Annotated in this window: 19 protein-coding genes; 6 read left to right on the top strand and 13 right to left on the bottom strand. The window is 72.0% G+C overall.

Annotated features, from left to right (window positions below):
- Positions 1-10: 10 nt before the first annotated feature.
- The 4 genes from ACIO3R_RS19045 to ACIO3R_RS19030 all read right to left on the bottom strand — a co-directional run bounded on the left by ACIO3R_RS19045 (position 11) and on the right by ACIO3R_RS19030 (position 4,191).
- A complete protein-coding gene (locus ACIO3R_RS19045) occupies positions 11-1,174 on the bottom strand; it encodes an ROK family glucokinase (protein ID WP_363020824.1) in 1,164 nt (387 codons plus the stop codon).
- A gap of 124 nt (positions 1,175-1,298) precedes the next feature.
- Complete coding sequence (locus ACIO3R_RS19040; RefSeq protein WP_385030794.1) at positions 1,299-2,162, bottom strand: ATP-binding cassette domain-containing protein; 864 nt, start codon at positions 2,160-2,162, stop codon at positions 1,299-1,301.
- Positions 2,159-3,211, bottom strand: a complete 1,053-nt coding sequence (locus tag ACIO3R_RS19035) for an ABC transporter permease (protein ID WP_385030791.1) — start codon at positions 3,209-3,211, stop codon at positions 2,159-2,161. The genes ACIO3R_RS19040 and ACIO3R_RS19035 overlap by 4 nt, the downstream gene beginning before the upstream one ends.
- Positions 3,208-4,191, bottom strand: coding sequence for a sugar ABC transporter substrate-binding protein (locus tag ACIO3R_RS19030; protein ID WP_385030788.1), 984 nt, complete (start codon positions 4,189-4,191; stop codon positions 3,208-3,210). Before ACIO3R_RS19030 ends, ACIO3R_RS19035 begins: the two co-directional genes overlap by 4 nt.
- Before the next feature lie 401 nt (positions 4,192-4,592).
- Here ACIO3R_RS19030 and ACIO3R_RS19025 point away from each other — a divergent pair, with 401 nt between their 5' ends.
- On the top strand, positions 4,593-5,597 hold the full coding sequence (locus tag ACIO3R_RS19025) for a Gfo/Idh/MocA family oxidoreductase (protein ID WP_385030785.1): 1,005 nt from the start codon (positions 4,593-4,595) through the stop codon (positions 5,595-5,597).
- 30 nt (positions 5,598-5,627) lie between these two features.
- On the opposite strand, the gene ACIO3R_RS19020 is transcribed toward ACIO3R_RS19025, so the two are convergent.
- From ACIO3R_RS19020 to ACIO3R_RS19000, 5 genes are all read right to left on the bottom strand, one after another.
- Positions 5,628-6,824, bottom strand: coding sequence for a cytochrome P450 (locus ACIO3R_RS19020; RefSeq protein ID WP_402106928.1), 1,197 nt, complete (start codon positions 6,822-6,824; stop codon positions 5,628-5,630).
- 11 nt (positions 6,825-6,835) lie between these two features.
- The gene (locus ACIO3R_RS19015; protein ID WP_385030779.1) at positions 6,836-7,255 is read right to left on the bottom strand and encodes a PaaI family thioesterase; all 420 of its coding nucleotides are present in this window, start codon (positions 7,253-7,255) and stop codon (positions 6,836-6,838) included.
- A gap of 16 nt (positions 7,256-7,271) precedes the next feature.
- Positions 7,272-8,450 (bottom strand): cytochrome P450, encoded by a 1,179-nt coding sequence (locus ACIO3R_RS19010; RefSeq protein WP_402106926.1) that lies wholly within the window; start codon positions 8,448-8,450, stop codon positions 7,272-7,274.
- Between the two features lie 88 nt (positions 8,451-8,538).
- Complete coding sequence (locus ACIO3R_RS19005) at positions 8,539-9,261, bottom strand: response regulator (protein ID WP_385030773.1); 723 nt, start codon at positions 9,259-9,261, stop codon at positions 8,539-8,541.
- Positions 9,258-10,475 (bottom strand): sensor histidine kinase, encoded by a 1,218-nt coding sequence (locus ACIO3R_RS19000; protein WP_385030770.1) that lies wholly within the window; start codon positions 10,473-10,475, stop codon positions 9,258-9,260. The genes ACIO3R_RS19005 and ACIO3R_RS19000 overlap by 4 nt, the downstream gene beginning before the upstream one ends.
- Before the next feature lie 146 nt (positions 10,476-10,621).
- Between ACIO3R_RS19000 and ACIO3R_RS18995 the strand changes: the two genes are divergently transcribed.
- Entirely contained in the window at positions 10,622-10,825 is a 204-nt protein-coding gene (locus ACIO3R_RS18995; RefSeq protein ID WP_385030767.1) for a hypothetical protein, read from the top strand.
- 25 nt (positions 10,826-10,850) lie between these two features.
- On the opposite strand, the gene ACIO3R_RS18990 is transcribed toward ACIO3R_RS18995, so the two are convergent.
- Both ACIO3R_RS18990 and ACIO3R_RS18985 read right to left on the bottom strand, forming a co-directional pair.
- Positions 10,851-11,774, bottom strand: coding sequence for a DMT family transporter (locus tag ACIO3R_RS18990; protein ID WP_385030764.1), 924 nt, complete (start codon positions 11,772-11,774; stop codon positions 10,851-10,853).
- A gap of 177 nt (positions 11,775-11,951) precedes the next feature.
- The gene (locus ACIO3R_RS18985) at positions 11,952-12,575 is read right to left on the bottom strand and encodes a dihydrofolate reductase family protein (RefSeq protein WP_385030761.1); all 624 of its coding nucleotides are present in this window, start codon (positions 12,573-12,575) and stop codon (positions 11,952-11,954) included.
- A 194-nt stretch (positions 12,576-12,769) separates the two neighbouring features.
- Between ACIO3R_RS18985 and ACIO3R_RS18980 the strand changes: the two genes are divergently transcribed.
- The 3 genes from ACIO3R_RS18980 to ACIO3R_RS18970 all read left to right on the top strand — a co-directional run bounded on the left by ACIO3R_RS18980 (position 12,770) and on the right by ACIO3R_RS18970 (position 14,733).
- Positions 12,770-13,522 carry an SDR family oxidoreductase gene (locus ACIO3R_RS18980; RefSeq protein ID WP_402106921.1) on the top strand — a complete coding sequence of 251 codons (753 nt, stop codon included), beginning with the start codon at positions 12,770-12,772 and terminating at the stop codon, positions 13,520-13,522.
- Positions 13,523-13,570: 48 nt separating this feature from the next.
- Positions 13,571-13,804 carry a DivIVA domain-containing protein gene (locus ACIO3R_RS18975; RefSeq protein ID WP_363020837.1) on the top strand — a complete coding sequence of 78 codons (234 nt, stop codon included), beginning with the start codon at positions 13,571-13,573 and terminating at the stop codon, positions 13,802-13,804.
- 98 nt (positions 13,805-13,902) lie between these two features.
- Positions 13,903-14,733 carry an aldo/keto reductase gene (locus tag ACIO3R_RS18970; protein ID WP_402106918.1) on the top strand — a complete coding sequence of 277 codons (831 nt, stop codon included), beginning with the start codon at positions 13,903-13,905 and terminating at the stop codon, positions 14,731-14,733.
- Positions 14,734-14,758: 25 nt separating this feature from the next.
- Here the strand turns inward: ACIO3R_RS18970 and ACIO3R_RS18965 are convergent, their stop codons facing one another.
- Both ACIO3R_RS18965 and allB read right to left on the bottom strand, forming a co-directional pair.
- The gene (locus ACIO3R_RS18965) at positions 14,759-15,088 is read right to left on the bottom strand and encodes a putative quinol monooxygenase (protein WP_385030752.1); all 330 of its coding nucleotides are present in this window, start codon (positions 15,086-15,088) and stop codon (positions 14,759-14,761) included.
- A 120-nt stretch (positions 15,089-15,208) separates the two neighbouring features.
- On the bottom strand, positions 15,209-16,552 hold the full coding sequence (gene allB, locus ACIO3R_RS18960) for an allantoinase AllB (protein WP_402106914.1): 1,344 nt from the start codon (positions 16,550-16,552) through the stop codon (positions 15,209-15,211).
- A gap of 314 nt (positions 16,553-16,866) precedes the next feature.
- On the opposite strand from allB, the gene ACIO3R_RS18955 reads away from it, so the two are divergent.
- Positions 16,867-17,667 carry an IclR family transcriptional regulator gene (locus ACIO3R_RS18955; protein ID WP_385352053.1) on the top strand — a complete coding sequence of 267 codons (801 nt, stop codon included), beginning with the start codon at positions 16,867-16,869 and terminating at the stop codon, positions 17,665-17,667.
- The last annotated feature ends 154 nt before the right edge of the window (positions 17,668-17,821 follow it).

Below are 17,821 nucleotides of genomic sequence, written 5' to 3'. Positions count from 1 at the left end.
GTGGGAGTCCCTAGGAAGTGCGGGTGTTGCGCGTATTACGGATGGTGCTCGCCGCCTGGTCGTAGATCTGCGCGTACCGCTCGTACCGCTCGACGCGGCGGCGGTTGGTACGGCGGAACCTGCGGGCCACCAGTCTGGCGAGGTCGGCGGCGCCGACCATACCCGCCTCCGGGCCGAGCTGCGCCTTCGCGATCCGCGCCTCGGGGCGGTAGCCGCGGCCGGTGAGGTGGCGTTTGAAGGCGTCCCTGGCCGGTCCGATCAGCAGGTCGTCGGCGGCACTGACACCGCCTCCGATGACGAAGCAGGAGGGGTCGAGCGCGGCGGCCAGATTCGCGATGCCGACGCCGAGCCACTGGCCGATGTCCTGGAGGAGCTCGATGCACATCGCATCGCCCTCGCGGGCCAGTTCGGTGATGAGCGGTCCGGTGATGTCGGGGATGTTGCCGTTGACCCGCTCGATGAGGCCGTGGGCCACCGGGGAGTCCGCCGCGGCCAGTTCCCTGGCCTCCCGGACGAGCGCGTTCCCGGAGCTGTACTGCTCCCAGCAGCCGCGGTTGCCGCAGGGACAGCGGTGGCCGCCGGGCACCACCTGCATGTGGCCGAACTCACCCGCGACGCCGTACTTGCCGCGCTTGACCTGACCGTCCTCCAGGATCGCGCCGCCGATGCCCGTACCGAGGGTGATCATGACGAGGTGGTCCTCGCCACGGCCCGCGCCGAAGCGCCATTCGGCCCAGGCGGCGGTGTTGGCGTCGTTGTCGACCATGACCGGGACGACCAGCCGGGAGGCGATGGCGTCGCGCAGGGGTTCGTCGCGCCAGGCGAGGTGTGGGGCGAACAGCACCTTGGAGCGGTCCGCGTCGACCCAGCCGGCCGCGCCGATGCCCACCGCGTGCACGTCGTGCCGGTCGGAGAGGTCCAGGACCAGCTCGACGATGGTGTCCTCGACGACCTTGGGGCTCTTGGACTTGTCCGGCGTCTCGGTGCGCAGGGTCTCCAGGATGTTGCCGTCGGCGTCGACGACGCCGGCCATCACCTTCGTCCCCCCGATGTCGATGCCGACGGTGGGGACCCGCGGCGCGGTGAGGTGCGAGCGCCGCTCCCGGGTGCCGACGGTCCGCAGGACGGTGGCGCGGGCGGAGCCGCGGTGTGTGAAGTCGCGGTACGTGCTCATCGTCCCTGGGGGGTCTGGAGTGGCCGGGTTCGAGGTGATCCCGGCGGCGGACGGCGCCCGTCGGCCCCGATTCTGCCATTGCCGGGCGGGCGGGGCCGCCGGACTGGGTGACCGGGCGGCGGAGCTACGCGGTGTCGCCCTCCACCGGGCCCCCGCCGCGCAGGTCCGGGCCGGGGGTGCGCTCCAGCTCGTGGCTGAGCTCCTCCAGCTCGCTGCCGCCCGCCATCTGGCGGGTGAGCTCGTCGAGCGTGATGTCGCCCCTGGTGTGGCTGCCGGCCATGGCACCCCGCTTGAGCAGCACGAAGCGGTCACCGACGAGGTACGCGTGGTGCGGGTTGTGCGTGATGAGGACCACGCCCAGTCCCGCGTCCCTGGCGGCCGCGACGTACTTGAGGACGACGCCGGACTGCTTGACGCCGAGCGCCGCGGTCGGCTCGTCCAGGACGAGCACCTTGGCGCCGAAGTGGACGGCCCGCGCGATGGCCACGCACTGGCGCTCGCCACCGGACAGGGTGCCGATGGGCTGGTCGACGTCGCGCAGGTCGATCCCCATCCGCAGCAGCGCGGAGCGGGTCGTCTCGCGCATCAGCCGGACGTCGAGGCGCTTGAAGGGGCCCGCGCCGGTCGTCGGCTCGGAGCCGAGGAAGAAGTTCCGCCAGACCGGCATCAGGGGGACGACGGCGAGGTCCTGGTAGACCGTGGCGATGCCCCGGTCCAGGGCGTCGCGCGGGTTGGCGAGCGTGGTCTCCTCGCCGTCGACGAGGAAGGTTCCGGCGTCGTGCCGGTGCAGCCCAGAGATGATCTTGATGAGGGTGGACTTGCCGGCGCCGTTGTCGCCGAGGACGCAGGAGATCTCGCCCGCCCGCACCTCCAGCGACACGTCCTGGAGTGCCTTGATGTTGCCGTAGAACTTGCTGACGTGGTCGAGCTCGACCAGCGCCCGCCGGTCGGTGTCCGCCGGCCCGTTCGCTGCCTGGGGGGCCGTCATTTCGTCGCCTCCGCGCGCTTGCGTACCCATGCGTTGAGCAGGGTGGCCAGGAGCAGCATCGCTCCGAGGAAGAATTTGAACCAGTCCGGGTTCCACTCCGCGTACACGATGCCCTTGCTGGTCATGCCGAAGATGACGGCGCCGATCGCCGAGCCGATCGCGGAGCCGTAGCCCCCGGTGATCAGGCAGCCGCCGATGACGGCCGCGATGATGTAGATCAGTTCGTTGCCGACGCCCTCGCCGGACTGGACCACGTCGTAGCTGAACAGCAGGTGCTGCCCGGAGACCCAGGCGGCGAAGGCCACCCCGAGGTAGAGCCCGATCTTCGTGCGGATCACCGGGACGCCGACCGCGCGGGCCGCGTCGGCGCCGCCGCCGACGGCGTAGATCCAGTTGCCGAAGCGGGTGCGGAGCAGGATCCAGGTCGCGATCGCGACGAGGACGGCCCACCACAGGATGGTCACCTTGAGCTCGACGCCGCCGACGGTCCAGTGCGAGGCGAAGAGCTTGCGGGCCGAGTCGAAGCCCTCCATGTTGCCGATGGTCTTCGTCGACACGGTTCCGCTGATCAGCTTGGTGAAGCCGAGGTTCAGCCCGGTCAGCATCAGGAAGGTGCCGAGCGTGATGATGAAGCTGGGCAGTTTCGTACGCGTCAGCATGAAGCCGTTGAACGCGCCGAAGGCCAGGGTGACCAGCAGCGACACGAAGACGCCGACCCAGACGTTGGCCGTCATCTGGTAGCTGAACATCGACGAGACCAGCGCCGAGCTGGTGACCATCACACCGGCGGAGAGGTCGAACTCGCCGCCGATCATCAGCAGCGCGACCGGCGCCGCCATGATCCCGATGGTGGAGGCCGCGTAGAGCACCGTGCCGAAGCTGGTGGCGCGCAGGAAGCTGTCGGCGACGACCGCGAAGAAGAGGAAGACGGCCAGGGCGCCGACGACAGACCCGAGCTCGGGGCGGCCGAGGAGCTTGCGCAGCGGTGAGGTGCGCAGCAGCCGCTCGTCGGCCCCGGCGGGGGCGGGCTGCCCGGGTGCCGCGGTCATCGGGTTCCCCGGTCGGCGTACTCGGCGAGCTGGGCGGCGTCCTTGGAGGTGATGATCTGCGGGCCGGTGAGGACCGGCCGGCCGCCGCCGAGGACGTTGCGGTTGTAGCGGTAGAGCCAGAGCAGGTCGACGGCCTCGTACCCCTGGAGGTAGGGCTGCTGGTCGACGGCGAAGCCGAGGGTCTTGGCCTTGAGCTCGGCGGCGACCTTGGCGTTCAGGTCGAAGGTGTCGATCTCGGCCTTGCTGCCCGCGGTCTGCTTCGCCTTGACGGCGGCGTCGGCGAACGGGGCGCCGAGGGTGACGACCGCGTCGATGTCCTTGTCGGCCTGGAGCTTCGCCTCGATGGAGGCCTGGACGTCCGGCATGTTGGTGCCCTCGACGTACAGGTTCTGCATCTGGCCGTCGAAGGTCTTCTTCGCTCCGGCGCAGCGCTGCTCATGGCCGACGTTGCCCTGTTCGTGCAGGATGCACAGGGCCTTCTTGCGGCCGCGCTCGTTGAGCTCGTCGCCGACGGCCTCGCCGGCGATGGACTCGTCCTGGCCGATGTGGGTGAGCGCGCCGTACTGCTTGGACTCCGCGGAGCCCGAGTTCACCGTGATCACCGGGATGCCGGCCCGGGTGGCCTTGGCGACGACGTCCTTCATGGCGTCGGGCTTGGCGAGCGTGACGATCAGCCCGTCGACCTTCTTGTCGATGGCGGCCTGGACGAGCTGGGCCTGCTGCTGCGCCTCGTCGTTGTGCGAGTACAGGAAGTTGATGTTGTCCTTGCCCGCCGCCATCTTGGCGCCCTTCTGGACGATGTCCCAGAAGGTGTCGCCGTCGCCCGAGTGGGTGACCATGGCGAAGGTCCAGCGGGGCGTGTTCACCGCGGACCGGCCCTCGGCGGCGGCCTGCGCCGCCCGGTCCTCCGCCCGCTTGCCGCCGGTGCTGCTGCATCCCATGAGGGAGGCCCCGAGCACCGCCGCAAGCACGGCACCCATCGCACGTACCCCTGTCCGAACCCTTGCCACGACTCCGTGCCCTTCTCGTGCTGCTCGTTGTGCTGCTGGTGGGGCCGGGGCCCGTACGGTCCCGGTCCGGCTGGGCAAGTATCCCCGAGCCGTCGACGCCGTCGCCCGGCAGGGCGTGGCGCGTGTGTCGGGCCGGGGCGGCCGCGTGCCGCCGTCGTCACCGTACGAGAAGCCGGGAAAGCCTCCGACACCGTACGGAAGTCGCGGGGCGCTGTCACCGTGCGGGGAGACGGAAATCGAAGGAGCGGCGCGGGGGCCGGCGGGTGGGTGCGGGATTTCCCGGCCTCGGCAACGGGCCGCATTCGGACATAGAACCGACTTTGTCAGGACATATAGTTGACAGCCTTGCCGGTGACCGGCACGTTGGGTCCATGCGCATCGGACTCATCGGCACCGGCCGGATCGGCTCCTTCCACGCGGGCGTGCTGTCCCGCCATCCCTCGGTGGACACCCTGGTGGTGACGGACACCGACCCCGCCCGCGCGGCCGAGGTCGCGCACCGGACCGGGGCGGGCGCCGCCGGCTCCGCCGAGGAGGTGTTCGGCGCGGGCGTGGACGCCGTGGTGATCGCCTCCGCCACCGCCGCGCACGCCGAGCTGATCGGCCGGGCCGCGCGGGCCGGACTGCCCGCGTTCTGCGAGAAGCCCGTCGCCCTCGACCTGGCGGGCACGCTGGACGCGCTGCGCGAGACGCGGGAGGCGGGGAGCGTGCTCCAGCTGGGGTTCATGCGCCGGTTCGACGCGGGGTACACGGCGGCGCGCGCCGCCGTGCGCGGCGGGGCGCTGGGCCGGCTGCACACCGTCCGGACGGTGACCTCGGATCCGGCGCCGCCGCCCGCGGCCTATCTGCCGCTCTCCGGCGGGCTGTACCGGGACTGCCTGATCCATGACTTCGACATGGTGCGCTGGGTGACGGGCCGTGAGGTGACGCGGGTGTACGCCACCGGCTCGGACGGCGGCCTTCCCATGTTCCGCGAGGCCGACGACGTGGACACCGCGGCCGCGCTGCTCACCCTCGACGACGGCACGCTCGTCACGGCGACGGCGACCCGCTGCAACGGCGCCGGGTACGACGTACGGATGGAGCTCGCCGGTGAGCGGGACCAGATCGCGGTCGGCCTGGACGACCGCACTCCGCTCACCTCCGCCGAGCCGCAGGGCCCCACCGCCCCCGCCAAGCCCTGGCCGGGGTTCCTGGAGCGCTTCGCCCCGGCGTACGAGGCCGAACTCGACGCCTTCGTCCGGCTGGTGCGGGGCGAGGCGGCCAATCCGTGCGACGGCCGGGAGGCCCTGCACGCCCTGCGGATCGCGGAGGCGTGCGAGGTCTCGCGCCGGGAGCGCCGGCCGGTGGAGCTGTCGGAGATCCCCGGGGGCTGAGGGCGGTCGCGCGCGGGGGCCCGGCGGCCCTCACCACCTGACCGGCAGTCCCTCCGGTCCCCGTATGAGCATCCCCGTACGCCAGGTCAGTGTGTCCGGATCCGCGTCCAGTGCCAGCCCGGGGCAGCGCTCCAGCAGTGATCCGATCGCCACCGCCGCCTCGATGCGGGCCAGCGGCGCACCCAGGCAGTAGTGGATCCCGTGCCCGAAGGCGACGTGTCCCCGGGCGTCCCTGGTGATGTCGAACCGGTCCGCGTCCGGGTAGCGGTCCGGGTCGCGGTTGGCGTCGGCCACCGCGATCAGGACCAGCTCGCCGCCGCCCGGGATCACCGTGCCGCCGATGTCGAGCGGGCAGGTGGTGAAGCGGTAGGTGGGTGTCTCGATCGGGCCCGCGTAACGGAGCGTCTCCTCCACCGCGTTGTCGATGAGGGCGGGGTCCGCCCGCAGCGCCGTGAGCTGCTCCGGGTGGGTGAGCAGGGCGAGTACCCCGTTGGAGATGAGGTTCACCGTGGTCTCGTGGCCGGCGACGAGCAACAGCCAGGCCATGCCCATCAGTTCCTCGGCGGAGAGCCGGTCGCCCTCCTCGTCGGCCGTGTGGATCAGCGCGCTCATCAGGTCGTCGCCGGGCCGTTCGCGCTTGGCGTCGAGGAGTCCGGCCAGGAAGCCGGACATCTCGGCGGTCGCCGTCCGGCGCTCCGCGGCGTCGATGGAGGACACGGCGATGTTGGACCAGGCCCGGAAGGCCCGGCGGTCCAGGAAGGGCACCCCGAGCAGTTCACAGATGACGGACATCGGCAGCGGGAACGCCAGCGACTCGACGAGATCGGTAGCGCGGCCGGGCCCCGCCAGCATCGTGTCGAGCAGTTCGTCCGTCATCCGCCTCACACGCGGGACGAGTTGCTGCATCCGGCGCTGGGTGAACTCCCGCGCGACCAGCTTGCGCAGCCGGGTGTGCACGGGTGCGTCCGTGCTGAGCATGGACGTCCCCGCGGCGACCTGGCTCACGCCGAGGGCGGGCGAGGCACTGCTCCACTGCTTGGAGAGCCGCTGGTCGGCGAGTGCGGCGCGGCCCTCCTCGTACCCGACGACGAGCCAGCCGGGTGTGCCCTCCGGGATGCGGATCCGGTGCACGGGGCCCCGGGCCCGTAACTCCGCGTACACGGGGTACGGATCGCGGACGTACCGCTCACCGAGCGCCCCGAGGTCGACCATCGCTTCAGTCGTCATGTCAGGCTCCTTCAGGATGTCGCGGCGCTCAGCACGGTGCCCTGGGCGACCGCGCAGAGGGTCTGTTCGCCGTCCTCGCCCACGGCGAACAGATCGCAGCGCGCCACCGCCTGCCGCCGGCCGGTGTGGACGACGGCCGCCCGCGCGACGAGTGCGGTGCCGGTGGCGGGCCGCAGGTACTGGATCGAGAAGCCGCCGGTCAGCACGGCAGGGCCGAGTGTCGTTCCGGCGGCGAAGGTGAGCGCGTTGTCGGCGGCGTAGGCGAGCACCCCGCCGTGCAGGAACCCGTTCTGCTGCTGGAGTTCCTCACGGCCGTCGATCTCCAGCGTGGCCGCGCCCCCGCCGAACTCGGTGATCCGTGCGCCGACGAGCCCGCTGAACGGCTGGCTGTCGAGCACCTTCTGGGCCATCTCCAGGTCGAGTACGGTCATGACGTTCCTCTCTGTCTCACCAGCGCACGGGGAGCCGTCGTACCCCGCGGATCAGCATCCCGGGCAGCCAGTCGGGCTCCCCGGCCTCCGGGTCGAGTACGAGTCCGGGGCACCGCTCCAGCAGCGACCGGATCGCGATGCGGCCCTCCATCCGGGCCAGCGGCGCGCCCATGCAGAAGTGCATCCCGTGGCCGAAGGCCAGGTGCCCCTGCGCGTCACGGCGGATGTCGAAGCGGTCCGGATCCGGGTAGCGGCCGGGGTCGCGGCCGCCGCCCGCCAGGGCGACCAGGACCGGATCACCGGCCGCGATGGCGGCGGAGCCGATCGTGACGGCCTCCCGGGCGAACCGGAAGGTGGCGGTCTCCACCGGCCCGTCGTAGCGGAGCATCTCCTCGACGGCTCCGTCGATCAGCCCGAGGTCGGCACGGAGTGCGGCCAGTTGATCCGGGTGATCGAGCAGGGCCCGCACCCCGTTGGAGATCAGGTTGACCGTCGTCTCGTGACCCGCCACGAGCAACAGGAAGGCCATGCCGACCAGTTCGTCGGGCGACAGCGCGTCGCCCTCCTCGTCCCGCGCGGCGATCAGGGCACTCAGCAGGTCGTCGCCCGGTGAGCGGCGCTTGTCCTCGATCAGCTCGGTGAGGTAGGCGCCCATGGCGCGGACCGCGTCGCCCTCCTCCTGCGCTCCGGCCGGGGAGACCACACTGTTCGACAGCTTGCGAAAGGCGTCCCGGTCCAGGTCGGGCACGCCGATGAGTTCGCAGATGACGGTCATGGGCAGCGGGAAGGCGAGGGCGTCGAGGAGATCCGCCTGCCCGGCGGGGTGCATCGCGTCGAGCAGTCCGTCGGTGATCTGCTGCACGCGGGGCCGCAGCGCCTCGATCCGGCGCGCGGTGAACTCCCGCGCGACCAGCTTGCGCAGCCGGGTGTGGTCGGGCGCGTCCATCTCCAGCATGTTGGCGTTGATCGGGTCGCCCGTACCCGTCTGGCCGGGCAGCGTCCGCCAGTCCTTGGCGAACCGCTGGTCGGCCAGGACGGCGCGCCCCTCGTCGTACCCGACGACGAGCCACACCCGGTCGAAGTCGTCGGTGCGGACCGTGTGCACCGGGCCCGCGGCACGCATCTTCGCGTAGTACGGGTACGGATTCGCGGTGAAGTCCGCGACCCCTCGGAGATCAGCGTCGACATCGGACATGGGCCCGCCCCTCCCGGTCTGATCCTTGGCCCGCCGCCAGGACCGGCCGCTTCAGCGTATGCCGCCGGTGCCGGTCCCGGCGAAGGGTTCAGGACAGGCCGTGTCCGTCACCGTCGTCCAGGAGGCCCGCGTCGTGGACCAGCAGGGCGATCTGGACACGGTTGTTGAAGTCGAACTTGGCGAGAATCCGCGACACCTGGGTCTTCACGGTGGCCACGCTCAGGTAGAGCGCCGCGGCGATCTCCGCGTTGGAGCGGCCGTGCCCGACGGCGACGGCCACCTCGCGTTCCCGGTCGGCGAGCAACGCGAGCAGCCTGCGGGCCCGTTGCACCCGGTCCGCCCTCTCCTCCCGGCCGGGGCCGGCGGCGCGGGCCATGAGCTGGCGGGTGACCGCGGGCGAGAGAACCGGGTCACCGGCCGCCACGCGGCGCACGGAGTCGACGATCTGCGCGGGCGGGGTGTCCTTGAGTACGAAGCCGGCCGCCCCGGCACGGATCGCGCGCAGCACCTGTTCGTCGGCGTGGAACGTGGTCAGGACGATGATCTCGGGTGCGTCCGGGCGGCCGCGCAGCACCTCGGTGGCGGTCAGCCCGTCCATGACGGGCATCCGGATGTCCATCAGGACCACGTCCGGCCGGAGCCGTTCGACGAGTCCGGCCGCCTCGCTGCCGTCGGCCCCCTCCCCCACGATGTCGATGTCGTCGGCGCCGCCGAGCATCAGGGTGAGCCCGGCCCGTACGAGCGGGTCGTCGTCGACGATGAGCAGCCGGACGGGCCGGGCCGCGGGAGGGGTGGGAGTCGGGGTGGTCATGACGGCCACGGTAGCCAGGCCCGGACCCCGAACCCGCCGCCCGGCTCCGGTCCGTGGTCGAGACGGCCCCCGGCGAGGGTGGCCCGTTCGGTCAGTCCGATGAGTCCCTGGCCGGATCCGGGCACCTGCTCAAAGGGTTCGGTGGGGGCGGGGTTGCGCACCTCGACGGTGATGCCCTGCCCGGGGCCGCCGCTGACCGTGACGGTGACCTCGGTGCCGGGCGCGTGCTTGCGGGCGTTGGTCAGGCCCTCCTGGGCGATGCGGTAGACCGTGCGGCCGGTGGCGGCGGGCGCCGCGGCCGGGTCGGCGAGGTGGTTGTCGAGGGCGACCTCCATACCGGCCAGGCGGGATTCGGCGATCAGGGCGTCCAGGGTGGCGAGGGTGGGCTGCGGCCGGTCGCCCTCGCTGTCGCGGGGGCTGCGCAGCACCCCGATGATCTCGCGGAGGTCCTGGAGCGCCTCGTGCGCGCTGTCCCGGATGACTCCGGCGGCGCGGGCCACCTCGGCCGGGGGCGCGTCGGGCCGGAACTCCAGGGCTCCGGCGTGGACGCTGAGCAGGGTCAGCCGGTGGGCGAGGACGTCGTGCATCTCGCGGGCGATGTCCTCGCGGGCCAGCCGCTGGGCCTGTTCGGCGCGGAGTCCGGCCTCGGTCTCGGCGCGCCGGGCCCGCTCGCGCAGGGTGACGACGAGCTGGCGTCTGGACCGTACGACCATGCCCCAGCTGAGCACCAGCAGGATCAGCAGGACGCCGATGATCGTGGACGCGACGAACGAGGTGCTCGGGTCCGGGCGCAGGTAGGGCTGGATCGGGGCGACGGCCAGGGCACCCGCGCCGACGAGGGCGACGGGCCGGAACGGCCGGTGCACGGCCACGCTGAACAGGGACACCAGCAGCGCTCCGGCCGCGACCGGCTCCACGGTGGACAGCAGCGTCATCGCCACCGCGAGGCCGACCGGCCAGCGCCGCCGGAACCACAGGGTGCAGCAGGCCGCGGCGCCGACCAGCGAGTCGACGAGGACGACGCCCTCGGGGGTGGTGGGGTCGGCCTCGATCGTGGCGACGGTCGCCAGCCCGAGGCCCGCCGCGCAGAGGAACGCCATGATGTCGACGATCCAGTCGCGGACGGTACGGCGCGAACGGGCGTCCCGGTCGCCGGGCAGCTCGGGGTCGGCCATCGCCGAGGGCAGCAGCCAGGGGTACTCCGTGCGCGTCATATCGACAAAGCTACGCAGTGGATTCGCGGCTTCCGGCGGTCGGGCGCCAGGAGGCGACCAAAGTCGCGGAAGGGAAGACTTTCGGCGCAGTAGCGCAGACAACCGGCCGACGCGGCGGCGGTGTCCGGCCCGCCAGGCTCGCTGCCATGAAGAAACTCTGCGAGACGGTCGGCTTCCTGGTCTTCGCCCAGGGTGCGGCGGGGCTGCTCCACGAATGGTTCGACTGGTTCCATTTCTTCGGTCTGGTGCAGAGGCTGCCGTTCATCGGCGGGTACTCGCTGTTCGTCAGCATCGTGCTGGTGGTGACGGGCGTCGCCGTCATGATCGCGTCGGACGCGATCAAGGAGTAGGCGCCCGCGCGCCGGGGCGGCACGGTCAGGAAGCGGTCGCGGCCACGCTGCGCCGGCCCCAGGCCGTGCCCGCCAGCACCAGGACCGCGCCCGCCACTCCGAGGAGGCCGAGGCGTTCGCCGCCGATCGCGATGCCGACGGCGGCGGCCCAGAGGGGTTCCGTACCGAGCAGCAGGCTGACCCGGGACGGCGAGGTGCGGCGTACGGACCACATCTGCACGAAGAACGCGAAGAGCGTGCAGAAGACCGACAGGAAGAGCAGCCCGCCCCACTCGCGGACACCGAATCCGGCAGCGACCGACCAGGGCGACTCGCCGGTTCCGGGGACGGCTGCCAGCAGCGCGAAGACGGCGACCGCACTGCCGAGCTGGACGGTCGTCAGCGACAGCGAGTCCGCCGACCGGACGGACTTGATCCGCGCCATCAGCAGGACGTGCAGGGTGCGGGCGAGGGCGGCGACGAGCATCAGCAGATCGCCCGCAGAGGGGCTGGTGAATCCGCCGCCCTGGGTCAGCAGCACCACGCCGGCCACGGAGAGCGCGGCGGCGGCGAGAAAGGTCCCGGTCGGCCGGACGCGGGTCACCGCGGCCTCGGCGAGCGGGGTGAAGATCATGGTGAGGCTGATGATGAGCCCGGCGTTGGTCGCCGAGGTGTGCACGATGCCGTACGTCTCCACCAGGAAAATCCCGCTGAGCACCAGGCCCAGCAGCCCCGCGCCCCGCCACTGGGCCGCGCTCAGCGCCGACAGCCGGCGCCGTCCGACGACCACCAGGACGGGCAGCACGACGGCGAATCTGAGCACGAGCACGGCGATGACGGTCTGCGCCGTGGTGATGTCCTTGGCGGCCAGATAGCTGGAACCCCAGACCACCGCGACCAGCAGCACGGGCAGATCGGTGAGCCACGCCCGGCGCGGCGGGGCGAGGGCGGGCAGGGCGACTGAGGACACCCGGATCTCCTGGTTCTCCACAGGCACGGTGTGGAGACCTCACTGGCTCGCACGCGGAGCGATCACGGTACCGGCCGCCCTCCCGGAATGGCGAGCCCCGGGACCGGTCCGACGGCAGCCGCCCCGCACCCCGCCGGAGATGGCGCCCGCCGCACAGCGGTTGACGGCGCCGGCCGCTCAGGCACCGTCCCCGACGGAGCCGAACGAGGCCGGCCCGGTCGGCCGGTAGGTGTTGATCGCGATGCCGTTGGGGGTCGTGCGGGAACCGGTCACCTCGAACGCGGTCGGCGGTCCGCCGTCCGTGAACAGCCGCCTGCCGGCGCCGAGCACGACCGGGTGGACGAGCAGGTTGTACTCGTCGATCAGGCCGTGCGCCATCAGGGACCGGGCGAGCTCGCCACTGCCCCAGATCTGGAGTTCGCCCCCTCGCGTGCGCTCCTTGATCCGGGCGACCTCCGCGGCGACATCGGCGGAGATCACGGTGGTGTGCTCCCAGTCGGCCTTCTCCAGCGTGGTCGAGACGACGTACTTGGGACACCGGTTGAGCCGGGAGGCGATCGCGTTGCCGGGGTCGGTGATGCCCGGCCAGTACCCCGCGAAGATCTCGTAGGTACGCCTGCCCAGCAGGAAGGCCGCCGAACGGTCGAACACCTCCGTGATGAACCGCCCCAGGCCCTCGTCCATGACCGGGGCCTGCCAGCCGCCGTACTCGAACCCTTCGCTCGGGTCCTCCTCGGGGCCGCCGGGGGCCTGCATGACGCCGTCCAGCGTCAGAAAGGTGATGAGGGTCAGTTTCGCCATGATCCTGCTCCTTCGGGAATGGCCGCGGATTCCGCTTCCATCTGTGACGACCCCCGGGCCGGCCGCAACTCGTCGGCGGGCCCCAGGCCCTAGCGGAGTGGGCGTCCGTTTACCGCCGGTGTCCGGTCCGCCGATGGACTTTCCTGGTCGTTGTCAGCCAACCGGCGACGCCACCCGCAACGGACAGGACCCTGATGAACAGCACCAGCAGCACCAGCTCGAACCGAGTCGCCCTCGTCACCGGCGGCAGCCGCGGCATCGGCGCGGCGACCGCCCTGCGGCTCGCCCGGGACGGCGCCGATGTGGCGCTGACCTACGCCAGGGACGGAGCCGCCGCCCAGGAGACCGTGCGGAAGATCGAGGCGTGCGGCCGCCGCGCGGTCGCCCTGCGCGCCGACTCGGCGGATCCGGCGGCCGTCCCGGCGGCGGTGCACCGGACGGCGGAGACCTTCGGCCGGCTCGACGTCCTGGTCAACAACGCGGGGATCGGCGTCCTCGGCCCCATCGACACCCTCACCACCGCCGATGTCGACCGGGTGCTCGCCGTCAACGTCCGGGCCGTCTTCCTGGCCTGCCGGGCGGCGGCCGGGGTGATGGAGCGCGGCGGCCGCATCATCTCCCTGGGGACGGCCCTGAGCCGGTTCGCGGGCGGGCCGGGCGGCACGCTCTACGCGATGAGCAAGTCGGCACTGTCGGGACTCACCAAACCGCTCGCCCGCGAGCTCGGCCCGCGCGGGATCACCGTCAATCTGGTCCAGCCCGGACCGGTGGACACCGACCTCAACCCGGCCGACGGCCCTTTCGCCGCCGGACAGCGCGCCGCGACCGCACTGGACCGGTTCGGCACGACCGGTGAAGTGGCCGCGCTCATCGCCTACTTGGCCGGCGACGAGGCCGCGTACATCACCGGCGCGGAGATCCTGGTGGACGGTGGCCACGCCGCCTGAGGTCCATGGCAGGCTGGGGCGGACCAGTTCCGTCCGGAGGGGGCACCCATGTTCGGCGCGTCACGCGGGGGCTACGAACCACCGCTGCACGAGGAGTTCGGATTCCGTATCGCCCGGCGCGGATACGACCGCGATCAGGTCGACGCCTACATCACCCGGCTCCGCAGCGGCTCGCCGCCTGCGGAGGCCGTGGGCTTCGAGCTGGTCCGCCGCGGCTACGAGCGGAGCCGGGTGGACGAGGTCATCGCCCAGTTGCACCGCGAGGCGGGCCGGGGTAGGTAGGCCGCCCCTCCCCGCGCTGCCCCTCGTCCCTGTCCGGCCCCGGGACAGCCCTTAGGCTGGCCGGACAGGGCAGGCAGCCGTCGGCGAGAGGAAAGACCATGTCCGAGACCCCGGTGCACGACCTGAACGACGGCCGTACCGTTCCCGCCGTCGGACTCGGCACCTGGCCACTGGACGACGACGCGGCGGAACGGGCCGTCGCCGGAGCCCTGGGGCTCGGCTACCGGCTCGTCGACACCGCGCTGAACTACGGCAACGAGACCGGTACCGGGCGCGGGATCGCCCGCAGCGGTGTGCCCAGGGAGGACGTCTTCGTCACCACCAAGGTGCCGGGCCGCCACCAGGGGTACGAGAAGACACTGGCCTCGTTCGAGGAGTCCCGGAGCAACCTCGGCCTCTCCTACGTGGACCTCTACCTCATCCACTGGCCGCTGCCCCGCGTCGATCTGTACGTGGACACCTGGAAGGCGATGATCCGGCTCCGCGAAGAGGGCCTCGTACGGTCGATCGGGGTGTCCAACTTCACCGCGGACCACCTCGCCCGGCTGGAACGGGAGACGGGGGTGCTGCCCGCCGTCAACCAGATCGAGATGCATCCGCGGCTGCCGCAGGAGGAGCTGCGGGCCGTGCACGCCGCCAAGGGCATCGTCACGGAGAGCTGGAGCCCGCTGGGCCGGGGCCGCGATCTGCTGGCCGATCCCGGGCTCGTCGCCATCGCCGGGGCGCACGGGGTGACGCCGGGGCAGGCGGTCCTGCGCTGGCACACCCAGCTCGGGGCCGTTCCGATCCCGAAGTCCGCCGACCCGGGACGGCAGCGCGAGAACCTGGACCTCTTCGGCTTCGAGCTGACGGCGGACGAGCTGGCCCGCATCGCGTCGGGGCCGCGGGAGCGGTTCGGCGGGGACCCCGAGACGCACGAGGAGTTCTGAACGGCGCCGCGGCGGGCCGCGCCGCTCAGCGCGTGCGCGGCTGAAGCTCCGCCATCCGGGACCAGCCCTCTCCCGGCACCTCGACGTTGATGATCTCGGGCGTCTCCGCCACCAGGTCCGCCATCCGGTCCATGGCCGCGGCGAAGTGCTCGGACTTCACGTGGGCCGCGCCCGCCTCCGCGGACGCGAACGCCTCCAGCAGCACGAACTGGTCCGGGTTCTCGACGCTGTACGACCAGTCGAAGAACACGTTGCCCGGCTCCTGCCGGGTGGCGAGGGTGAAGTCCTCGACCGCCGGGAGCCACTTGTCGCGGTCGGCACTGCGGACGGTGAACCTGACGGCGATGAAGATCATGACAACTCCTGCTCGGGACGTGCGGCGACCCGGTCAGGGCCCCATATCCCTACCGTATCCCCCGAATACGGACAGGTTCCGGAGGGGTCCGGTCAGCCGGCCGGTCCGCCGAGTCGCCCTTCAGCGGTTCCGTTCGAGGAGGCGGCCGGTGGGCTCGGCCAGGATGCCGTCCGACGCGATCCGTACGCCGCGCAGCCAGGTGGACCTGACGACACCGTGCAGGGTCCGGCCGGCGTACGCGGTGACCTGGTTGCGGTGGAACAGCTCGGCCGGGTCGACGGTGAAGGTGGCGTCGGGCGCGAGGACGGCGAAGTCGGCGTCGCGGCCGGCCTCGATCGCGCCCTTGTCGCGCAGCCCGGCCAGTTCGGCGGGCGCCGCCGACATCCAGCGGGCGACGTCGTCGAGCGAGTGTCCGCGCCTGCGGGCCTCGGTCCAGATGGCGGGCAGGCCGAGCTGGAGGGAGGAGATGCCGCCCCACGCGGAGGCGAAGTCCGGCGTCTTGAGGTCGGTGGTGCAGGGCGAGTGATCGGAGACGATGCAGTCGATGGTCCCGTCGGCGAGCCCCTCCCACAGCGCGTCCTGGTTGGCCGCCTCGCGGATGGGCGGGCAGCACTTGAACTCGGTCGCGCCGTCCGGGACCTCCTCCGCCGTGAGAGTGAGGAAGTGCGGGCAGGACTCGACCGTGACGCGTACGCCCTCGCGCCTGGCGGCGGCGATCAGCGGCAGCGCGTCACTGGAGGACAGGTGCAGCACGTGGACGCGGGCGTTCAGCCGCCTGGCCTGGTCGATCAGCCCCTCGATCGCGGTGTTCTCGGCGTCGCGCGGCCGGGAGGCGAGGAAGTCGGCGTAGGCGGGGCCGCCGCGCTGCGGTGCGGACGCCAGGTGGCGCGGGTCCTCCGCGTGCACGATCAGGAGCCCGCCGAAACCGGCGATCTCCGCCATGGACCGGGCCAGCTGCTCCTGGTCCAGCTCGGGGAACTCCTCCACGCCGGAGGGCGACAGGAAGCACTTGAAGCCGAAGACCCCGGCCTCGTACAGCGGGCGCAGGTCCTTCACGTTGGACGGGATCGCGCCGCCCCAGAAGCCGGTGTCGATGTGTGCCTTGGGGGCGGCCACCCGCTGCTTGACGCGCAGGTGCTCGACGGTGGTGGTGGGCGGGAGGGAGTTGAGCGGCATGTCGAGCAGGGTGGTGATCCCGCCGGCCGCGGCGGCCCGGGTGGCGGTGTGGAAGCCCTCCCACTCGGTGCGGCCGGGGTCGTTCACATGGACATGGGTGTCCACCAGGCCGGGCAGCAGGACGTCGTCGCCGAAGTCCTCCAGCCGGGCGCCCGCGGGCACCTCCGCGTCGTACGCCAGGACGGCGTCGATCTTCCCGCCGGCGACGGCGACCGCCGCGGGCCGGGTCCCCCCGGGGGTGACGACGCGCGTCGAGCGCAGTACCAGCTTCACGTCCGTACCGGACACCCGTGCTCCCCACTCCAAAAAATTCAACGAACTGTTGAAGGAGTCTTCACGCGTGAAAGCGACCCGTCAAGACCCCGTCCCCCGTGTCGGACACCCAGCGAAGCACCCGGGGCGTCGGCTGGAGATTTCCACAAAGTAAAAGATTAATTTCGTAGAGCGGAATGTAGAATAAGCCCGACGCGGTGTCGCGGAACCGCCGGGCACCCGGACATACGGGCCCTGACCGGCCAGGACGCCGCCCTGGAACAGTGGGCCGATCGGGAAGCGCCCGGTAGGCTGCTGCCTTGCTCTTCCGCTTCGAAAGGACCGTTGACGTGCCGCCGTCCCACGCCAGCACATCCGACTCCAAGCCCGCCGGATCCAGCGGGGGTGTGCAGTCTCTTGAGCGCGCCTTCGATCTGCTGGAGCGGATGGCCGATGCCGGGGGCGAGGTCGGTCTGAGTGAGCTCGCCGCGAGCAGCGGACTGCCACTGCCCACCATTCACCGGCTGATGCGCACACTCGTGGTCTGCGGATACGTACGCCAGCAGCCCAACCGGCGCTACGCGCTCGGCCCTCGGCTGATCCGGCTCGGCGAGTCCGCCTCACGGCTGCTGGGCACCTGGGCCCGCCCGTATCTCGCGCGGCTGGTCGAGGAGACCGGCGAGACCGCGAACATGGCGCTGCTCGACGGCGACGAGATCGTGTACGTGGCGCAGGTGCCGTCCAAGCACTCGATGCGCATGTTCACCGAGGTGGGCCGGCGGGTGCTGCCGCACTCCACCGGCGTAGGCAAGGCGCTGCTCGCGCACACCCCGCCGGACGAGGTACGGGCACTGCTCGCGCGCACCGGGATGCCGGCCGCCACCGAGAAGACGATCACCACCCCCGACGGCTTCCTGGACGCGCTGGACCAGGTCCGCAGGGCCGGTTACGCGGTGGACGACAACGAGCAGGAGATAGGGGTCCGCTGCCTCGCGGTCTCGGTACCCAACTCGCCCACCTCGGCCGCGATCTCGATCTCGGGTCCGGCGGGCCGGGTGACCGAGGCGGCCACCGAGCGGATCGTGCCGATCCTCCAGCAGGCCGCCAAGGAGCTCTCCGAGGCGCTGGCCAGCAGCGGGACGTCCGGCTGAGACGGCTCGCCCGAACGGCGGAGGGGTGGGGGGGGGGGGGGCCACCACCCCCCCCCCCCCCCCCCCCCCCGCCCCGCCCCCCCCCCCGGGGGGGGGGGGGGGGGGGGGGCGGGCCGGCCCCCCCCGCGACGCCCAGGGCCACACCGGCCCCAAG

The organism is Streptomyces sp. NPDC087428 (genome assembly GCF_044744085.1).
In the GTDB taxonomy this organism is placed as follows: domain Bacteria; phylum Actinomycetota; class Actinomycetes; order Streptomycetales; family Streptomycetaceae; genus Streptomyces.
This window is presented reverse-complemented; position numbering and strand designations above follow the sequence as displayed.

Bases quoted from the DNA above. Each gene is read 5' to 3' on its own strand.
- ACIO3R_RS18975 (WP_363020837.1), top strand. From the start codon at position 13,571: ATGTTCGGCGCGTCACGCGGGGGCTACGAACCACCGCTGCACGAGGAG.
- ACIO3R_RS18970 (WP_402106918.1), top strand. From the start codon at position 13,903: ATGTCCGAGACCCCGGTGCACGACCTGAACGACGGCCGTACCGTTCCC.
- ACIO3R_RS19040 (WP_385030794.1), bottom strand. From the start codon at position 2,162: ATGACGGCCCCCCAGGCAGCGAACGGGCCGGCGGACACCGACCGGCGG.
- ACIO3R_RS19010 (WP_402106926.1), bottom strand. From the start codon at position 8,450: ATGTCCGATGTCGACGCTGATCTCCGAGGGGTCGCGGACTTCACCGCG.
- ACIO3R_RS19025 (WP_385030785.1), top strand. From the start codon at position 4,593: ATGCGCATCGGACTCATCGGCACCGGCCGGATCGGCTCCTTCCACGCG.
- ACIO3R_RS19030 (WP_385030788.1), bottom strand. From the start codon at position 4,191: ATGGGTGCCGTGCTTGCGGCGGTGCTCGGGGCCTCCCTCATGGGATGC.
- ACIO3R_RS19015 (WP_385030779.1), bottom strand. From the start codon at position 7,255: ATGACCGTACTCGACCTGGAGATGGCCCAGAAGGTGCTCGACAGCCAG.
- ACIO3R_RS19005 (WP_385030773.1), bottom strand. From the start codon at position 9,261: ATGACCACCCCGACTCCCACCCCTCCCGCGGCCCGGCCCGTCCGGCTG.
- ACIO3R_RS19035 (WP_385030791.1), bottom strand. From the start codon at position 3,211: ATGACCGCGGCACCCGGGCAGCCCGCCCCCGCCGGGGCCGACGAGCGG.
- ACIO3R_RS19020 (WP_402106928.1), bottom strand. From the start codon at position 6,824: ATGACGACTGAAGCGATGGTCGACCTCGGGGCGCTCGGTGAGCGGTAC.
- ACIO3R_RS18995 (WP_385030767.1), top strand. From the start codon at position 10,622: ATGAAGAAACTCTGCGAGACGGTCGGCTTCCTGGTCTTCGCCCAGGGT.
- ACIO3R_RS19000 (WP_385030770.1), bottom strand. From the start codon at position 10,475: ATGACGCGCACGGAGTACCCCTGGCTGCTGCCCTCGGCGATGGCCGAC.
- ACIO3R_RS18965 (WP_385030752.1), bottom strand. From the start codon at position 15,088: ATGATCTTCATCGCCGTCAGGTTCACCGTCCGCAGTGCCGACCGCGAC.
- ACIO3R_RS18980 (WP_402106921.1), top strand. From the start codon at position 12,770: ATGAACAGCACCAGCAGCACCAGCTCGAACCGAGTCGCCCTCGTCACC.
- ACIO3R_RS19045 (WP_363020824.1), bottom strand. From the start codon at position 1,174: ATGAGCACGTACCGCGACTTCACACACCGCGGCTCCGCCCGCGCCACC.
- ACIO3R_RS18985 (WP_385030761.1), bottom strand. From the start codon at position 12,575: ATGGCGAAACTGACCCTCATCACCTTTCTGACGCTGGACGGCGTCATG.